Annotated in this window: 3 protein-coding genes; 2 read left to right on the top strand and 1 reads right to left on the bottom strand. The window is 74.3% G+C overall.

Annotated elements, in window-relative coordinates:
* Positions 1–70 precede the first annotated feature (70 nt).
* Positions 71–2,293, bottom strand: coding sequence for an ATP-dependent DNA helicase RecG (gene recG / locus FNH09_RS16230; protein ID WP_152888432.1), 2,223 nt, complete (start codon positions 2,291–2,293; stop codon positions 71–73).
* A gap of 168 nt (positions 2,294–2,461) precedes the next feature.
* Here recG and FNH09_RS16225 point away from each other — a divergent pair, with 168 nt between their 5' ends.
* Both FNH09_RS16225 and FNH09_RS16220 read left to right on the top strand, forming a co-directional pair.
* Positions 2,462–4,291: an HSP90 family protein gene (locus tag FNH09_RS16225; RefSeq protein ID WP_152888430.1), complete on the top strand. Its 1,830-nt coding sequence runs from the start codon at positions 2,462–2,464 to the stop codon at positions 4,289–4,291.
* Positions 4,288–7,278, top strand: coding sequence for a tetratricopeptide repeat protein (locus FNH09_RS16220; RefSeq protein ID WP_152888428.1), 2,991 nt, complete (start codon positions 4,288–4,290; stop codon positions 7,276–7,278). Before FNH09_RS16225 ends, FNH09_RS16220 begins: the two co-directional genes overlap by 4 nt.
* The last annotated feature ends 9 nt before the right edge of the window (positions 7,279–7,287 follow it).

Raw genomic sequence — 7,287 nt, 5'->3', positions numbered from 1 at the left:
GGCGGGTGGGCCGGTGGCGTCCGGGGCCGTCTGCGGTCCCGGAACGGACCGGTCCGGCTCCGGGTGGGGGTCAGCCCTTTTCCAGGTACTGCTCCCGGTCTTCGTCCAGCAGGGCGTCCAGGGCCGTGCGCAGACCGGGGAGATGCTCCAGGTCGGGGTCGGCGGCGACGACCGCGACCGCCTCCTCGCGGGCCTCGGCGATGACCTCCTCGTCCTCGATGACGGCGAGCACCCGCAGGCTGGAGCGGACGCCGGACTGGGCCTGGCCGAGGACGTCGCCCTCGCGGCGCTGTTCGAGGTCGATGCGGGAGAGCTCGAAGCCGTCCAGGGTGGAGGCCACCGCGTTCAGCCGCTGGCGGGCCGGGCTCGCCTCCGGCATCTCGCTGACCAGCAGACACAGCCCCGGCGCCGAGCCACGGCCGACGCGGCCGCGCAGCTGGTGCAGCTGCGAGACGCCGAACCGGTCGGCGTCCATGATCACCATGGCGGTGGCGTTCGGCACGTTCACGCCGACCTCGATCACGGTCGTGGCGACCAGGACGTCGGTGTCCCCGGCGGTGAAGCGGCGCATGACGGCGTCCTTGTCGTCCGGTGCCATCCGGCCGTGCAGCACCTCCACCGTGAGCCCCTGGAGGGGGCCGCGGGCCAGCTGCGCGGCCACGTCGAGGACGGCGAGCGGCGGCCGCTTCTCCGCCTCGTCCTCGGGGGACGGCTTTTTCTTGCCCTTGGCGGCCTTGGGGTCGTCCTCCTCGTCGCCGATGCGCGGGCAGACGACGTACGCCTGGTGGCCGTTGCCCACCTCCTCGCGCACCCGCTCCCAGGCGCGGGCCAGGAAGTGGGGCTTCTCGGCGGCCGGGACGACATGGCTGGCGATGGGCGAGCGTCCGGCCGGGAGCTGGTCCAGGACGGAGGTCTCCAGATCGCCGAAGACGGTCATCGCGACGGTCCGCGGGATGGGCGTGGCGGTCATGACGAGCAGGTGCGGCGGCTGTTTGCCGCGGCCGCGCAGGGCGTCGCGCTGCTCGACGCCGAACCGGTGCTGCTCGTCCACGACGACCAGTCCGAGGTCGTGGAACTGGACCTTGTCCTCGATCAGCGCATGGGTGCCGATCACGATCCCGGCCTCGCCGGTGATCAGGTCGAGCAGCGCGTGCCGTCTCGCGGCCGCCCCCATGGAGCCGGTGAGCAGCACCACCTTGGTGGCCCGCTCGGCGCCGCCGAGCATGCCGCCCTCGGCGAGTTCGCCCATCATCTCGGTGATCGAGCGGTGGTGCTGTTGGGCGAGCACCTCGGTGGGCGCGAGCATCGCGGCCTGCCCGCCGGCGTCGACCACGGCGAGCATGGCGCGCAGGGCGACCATGGTCTTCCCGGAGCCCACCTCCCCCTGGAGCAGCCGGTGCATCGGGTGGTCCGTGGCGAGGTCGTCGAAGATCTCCTTGGAGACCTTGCGCTGACCGTCGGTGAGGGTGAACGGGAGACGGTCGTCGAAGGCGGTGAGCAGGCCGTCGTCGGCGGGTCTGCGGGGGGCGGCGGGCAGCTGGGCGTCGGCGTGCCGGCGGCGGGCCAGGGCCACCTGGAGGACGAAGGCCTCGTCCCACTTCAGCCGGGCGCGGGCGTCGGCGATGTCCGCCTTGGTGTGCGGGCGGTGGATCTTCAGCAGGGCCTCGGGCAGGGAGACCAGGCCGCGGCCCTCGCGCAGGGAGCCGGGCAGCGGGTCGACGGCCTCCTGGGCGCTGGGCAGCACGGTCTGGACGGCCTTGCCGATCTTCCAGGACTCCAGTTTGGCGGTGGCGGGGTAGAGCGGGATGAGGGCGCCGGCCCAGGTCTCGACCGTCTCCTCGGCGCCGTCGCCGTCGCCGCGCAGCAGCTCGTAGGCCGGGTGGTTCAGTTGGAGGCGGTGGTTGAAGACGGAGACCTTGCCCGCGAACATCGCCCGGGTGCCCGGCAGCAGTTCCTTGTGCGGCTTGTGAACGCCACTGCCGAAGAAGACCAGTTGGAGCCGCCCGCTGCCGTCCGTGATGGTCACCTCCAGCCGCTGGCCCTTCCCGCGGGGGGCCTTGGCGGAGGCGAACGTGAGCAGCCGGGCGTCGGCGACCTGGGCGACCACGGTGACGTGCTCGTCCATGGGGAGGTCGGCGAGCCGGGTGAGCTGGCCGCGCTCCTCGTATCTGCGCGGGTAGTGGTGCAGCAGGTCGCCGACGGTGTGCAGGCCGAGGTGCTCGGCCATCACCTTCGCGGTGGCGGGGCCGAGCACCTTTTTCAGGGGTTCTTGCAGTGCGGGCACGAGATCCATTGCACACCACCGCACTGACATTGCCGTATACGTGTCGGGAATCCGCTGGTCAGGCGGGCTGTTCGGGCCCTAGGATGACGCGCTCCGGCCATCCCCCGCGGTCACTGCCCCACCGGGACCGCCCGACCCCGCGCCATGGAGACTCCCCCAGCCCGCGGCGCTGCGACGATGGACTCCCAGACCTCACAGTCATCCCAGGCATCCCAGTCACCTCATACGTTCCAGGTCGACCTGCGTGGTCTGGTCGACCTGCTCTCCCATCACCTCTACTCCAGTCCCAAGGTCTACCTGCGCGAGCTGCTCCAGAACGCGGTGGACGCGATCACCGCCCGGCGGGCCGAGCAGCCGGACGCCCCCGCCCGGGTGCGGCTGTTCGCCGAGGGCGGCGCGCTGCGCGTCGAGGACTCCGGGATCGGGCTCACCGAGGACGACGTGCACAGCCTGCTGGCCACCATCGGCCGCAGCTCCAAGCGGGCCGACGGTCTCCAGGAGGCCCGCTCCGACTTCCTCGGCCAGTTCGGCATCGGCCTGCTGGCCTGTTTCGTGGTCGCCGAACGGATCCGGGTGGTCAGCCGCAGCGCCCGCACCCCGCACGCCCCGCCCGTGGAGTGGACCGCGGCCGACGACGGTTCGTACACCGTGCGCACGCTGCCGGACGAGGCCCGCCCCGAGCCGGGCACCACCGTGCACCTGGTGGCGCGGGCCGGGGCCGGGGAGTGGCTGACCGAGGCGCGCGTCCTGGCGCTGGCGCGGGACTTCGGGTCGCTGCTGCCGTACGACGTGCGGGTGGGCGACGAGGCGGTCACCGATCTGCCGGCGCCGTGGGACCGGCCGTACCCGTCCCCGACCGCGCGGCGGGTGGCCCTGGCCCGGCACTGTCACGGGCTGTTCGGGTTCACCCCGCTGGACTCGGTCGACCTGGACGTGCCGCTGGCCGGGATCCGCGGGGTGGCGTACGTGCTGCCGTCGGCGGTCAGTCCGGCGCAGCGGGCCGGTCATCGCGTCCATCTCAAGGGCATGCTGCTGACCGAGCGGGGCGAGCAACTGCTGCCCGACTGGGCCTTCTTCGTGCGCTGTGTGCTGGACACGGACAGTCTGCGGCCCACGGCGTCGCGCGAGTCGCTGTACGAGGACGAGACGCTGGCCGCGGTGCGCGAGGCGCTCGGCGAGCGGATCCGGGCGTGGCTGACCGGGCTGGCGGCCGGTGATCCGGAGCGACTGGCGGCCTTCCTGTCCGTGCACTACCTCGGTGTGAAGGCGCTGGCCCGGCACGACGCCGAGATGCTGCGCACGATGCTGCCGTGGCTGCCGTTCGAGACGACCGACGGACGGCTGTCGCTGGAGGAGTTCGCGCAGCGGCACCCGGTGGTCCACTTCACCCGGACCGTCGAGGAGTACCGCCAGGTCGCGCCGATCGCCTCCGCGCAGGGCGTGGGCGTGATCAACGGCGGCTACACGTACGACAGCGAGCTCGTCGAGGCGCTGCCGTCGGTGCGGCCGGGCACGGTGGTCGCCGAGCTGGACGCGGACACCGTGACGGCCCACCTGGACGCCGTCGACCCGGCCGAGGAACTGGCGCTCGCGGGCTTCCTGGCGGCCGCGCGGGCGAAGCTGGACCCGCTGGGCTGCGATGTCGTGCTGCGCGCCTTCCATCCGCTCTCCGTGCCCGCTCTGCACCTGGACGACCGGGCGGCCCGGCACGAGCAGGCGCGGGCGGAGGCGGAGGAGCAGGCCGACGACCTGTGGGCGGGCATCCTCGGTTCGCTGCGCGGCAGCGCCCCCCGGGCGAAGCTGGTGCTCAACCATCTCAACCCCCTGGTCCGGCGCATCAGTTCGCTGCGGGACGCCGAGCTGATCGGGACCGCCACGGAGTCCCTGTACGGACAGGCGCTGCTGATGGCGCAGCGCCCGCTGCGGCCCGCCGACTCGGCGTTGCTGAACCGGGCGTTCATCGGCCTGCTGGAGTGGGCCACCCACGGCGAGGAGGGCCGGCGATGAGCGGGATCACGGACTTCGACTCGCTGCGCCGGGCGATGGCGGAGAACGGCGGGCAGCCGGAGGGTCCGGCCCGCAACGCGCGCGCGGAGGAGCTGCTCGTCGAGGCGGAGCGGCTGAACATCCCGCTCGCGGTGGTCGAGGCGCTCGGACACCAGCTGAAGGTGTACAACTACAGCTCCGAGAAGGACAAGATGTTCGTCCCGTTCGCGCGGCTGCTGCGCATGTGGGACGAACGGCCCGAGGACTTCGACGAGTACGAGACCCATTCGCTGCACTGGGTCTTCAAGTGGATGTCGGCCGGGATGCTGGACCAGCCGCACATCCCGCTCGCCTCCGTCGAGAAGTGGCTCGGCGAGATGGAGCGCCGCTACCGGCTGGCCGGGCACTCCGAACGGGCGGTGCGCAGCGCGGAGTTCAGCGTGGCCGCGCATGTCGGTGATCTCGACCGGGCCGAGCGGGCGCACGCCGCCTGGCTGGCCGCCGACCGGGACGCGATGGCCGACTGTCACGCGTGCGAGCTGCACGGTCAGGGCTGGTGGGAGTCGGAGCGGGGCCGGGACGCCGAGGCGGTACGGCTGTGGGGTCCGGTGCTGGACGGCGAGTTCTCCTGCGCCCACGAGCCGCACACCGTTCTGGCCTCCTCCCTGCTGCCCCTGCTGCGCCTGGGCCGGCTCGACGAGGCGCGCGCCAACCACCTGCGCGGCTTCCGGCTCGTACGGTCCATGGAGAGCATGCGGGACGCGTACGCGGACCATGTGGAGTTCTGCGCGCTGACCGGCAACGAGGCGCGCGGTCTGGAACTGCTGGCGGAGCGCCCGGCGTACTTCACGGACGGCGGGCAGCCGCGCAGCCGGCTGGAGTTCATGGCCGTGGTGGCCCTGCTCATGGACCGCCTCGCCCTGCTCGGGCTCGGGGACCAGCAGGTGCCGGGGCCGGCGGGCCGGACCTGGACCGCGGCCGCGCTGGTCGGCCACGCGCGCGAGGAGGCCCTGGCGCTCGCCGGGCGCTTCGACGCGCGCAACGGCACGTCGTACGTCAGCGACCGGGCCCGGGCCCGGATGGCGCGGCTGCCGCTGGTGGAGCGGCTGCCGCTGGGCGTGCGCGGCACCCGGCCGACGGCCGCCGCCGCGCCGGTGGCGGCGGCACCGGCGGCCGGACGGCCGGTGGCTGCCGACCTCGGTGCGCTGCTGGCCGAGGCGCGACGGCTGTCGGACACGTTGCAGCCGGAGGCCGTGGAGGCGTGGGCGGCGGTCTCCCGGGCCGCCGAGGACGTCGAGCTGGACGCGCGCGACCGTGCGGAGATAGCCGACCACGAGGCGATGGACGCGGGCCCCGAGGGCGCCGAGCTGTTCGAACGCGCGGCCGTGCTGTACGCGGAGGCGGGCGATCCCGGGGAGGCGCTGGCGGCACGCACGCGTGCGGCGTACGTGCGCGCCCTGACCGGCGAGTCGGACACGGCGGTCGCCACGGTCGAGGGGCCGTACGACGAGGTGCTCGCGCTCTACGCGCAGGACGGCACGGGCGTACGGCAGACGGCGTCCGTGCTGATGGGCCGGGCGCGGGTCCTGATGCAGCGGGTGCACGCGGGCGACGGGCCGCCGCCGGAGCCGGTCCTGGCCGCGGCCGAGGCGGCCGCGCGGGAGGTGCTGGCGCTCGTCGGCGGGCGCACGCAGGACGACGTACGGCTCGCCTCGCGGGCCGCGGAGTCGCAGGCGATGCTCGCCGAGCTGGCGGCGCTCACCGGGGACGCCCGCACGGGCGCGGAGCTGTTCGCGCGGGCCGCGGCGGCGTTCGTCGCGGCCGGACTGCCGTGGTTCGCGGTCGAGTACGAGGCCCGGCTGGCCGTTCTGGCCCACCAGTTGGGCGACATCGCGGAGGCGGAGCGCGCGCTGCGGGCCGCCCTGGAGCACGGCGGGCCGCATCTGGAGGCGGTCGGGCGGGCCCAGCTGCACCTTCAGCTCGCCGAGGTCCTCGGCGGCCGGGGGCAGGCCGAGGAGGCGGCCGAGCACGCCCTGGAGGCAGCGCACTGGGCCGACGAGGCGGGTCAGGGGCCGGCGCTGGGCGCCTGGGCCCGGCATCTGCTCGGCGGCTTCCTGCTGCGGCAGGAGCGGTGGGCCGAGGCGGCCGAGGTGCTGGAGTCCGCGCTGCCCGACCTGAGCGCCGAGACGCACGGTGACGGCGCGATCGTCCAGACGCAGTGGTGGCTCGGCGACTGTCTGAGCGAGCTCGGCGAGCACCGGGCCGCGGCCGAACGCCGACTCCAGGCGGCCGAGATCGCCCGGCATTGGCCCGAGCAGCACGACCACGCCACGCTCGCCCATCTCGCCGCGGAGAACCTGGGGCACGCGGGCCTGCCCGCCGAGGCGGACCGGGCGTACACGCGCGCGGGGGATCTGTGGCGGGCCATGGGCAACGTGCACGGTCTGGTACGCGCCCTGCGCGCCCGCGCGTGGCTCGCGCTGCGCGCCGAGGCGGGTGCGGACGGGACGGGAGCGGACAAGGCGGGAACGGACCGGGCGCGGGCGCTGATGACGGACGCCCTGCGCGCGTGCGAGACGGCTCTGCCGGCGGCGGACGACGAGGAGGCACGGGAGCGGCTGGTCACCGAGCTCGGTCACACCCACCGGCAGTTCGGCGATCTGCTGGCCCGCTCCGTGGTGGAGGACAGCGGGGACGAGTCCATCCACGGCGTGTTCGAGGAGGCGCTGTCCCAGATGGCGGAGGCCGTCGTCGTGTTCGGTTCGCTGGGTCCCAGGGCCCGGCACAGCCGCACCGGCGCCCAGCTCGCCGCGGGCTGGCTGGAGGCGGACCTCGGCCGCCCGGCGGACGCGGCGGCACGCGCGCGTGCGGTGCTGGAGGCGTACTCCGCCGACGGACGGTCCGAAGGCGCCCCCGACGGCACCGCCGGCGACGACGAGACGGCACAGGCACGACGCGCGGAGGCCCGGCAACTCCTCCAGGTCCTGGAGGAGCAGGCGGCGAAGTAGACCGCGAGG

Origin of the sequence: Streptomyces adustus, assembly GCF_009377175.1 — a bacterium.
GTDB lineage: Bacteria > Actinomycetota > Actinomycetes > Streptomycetales > Streptomycetaceae > Streptomyces > Streptomyces adustus.
Note: the sequence above shows the minus strand (reverse complement) of the source record. Positions and strands in the feature narration are given on the sequence as shown.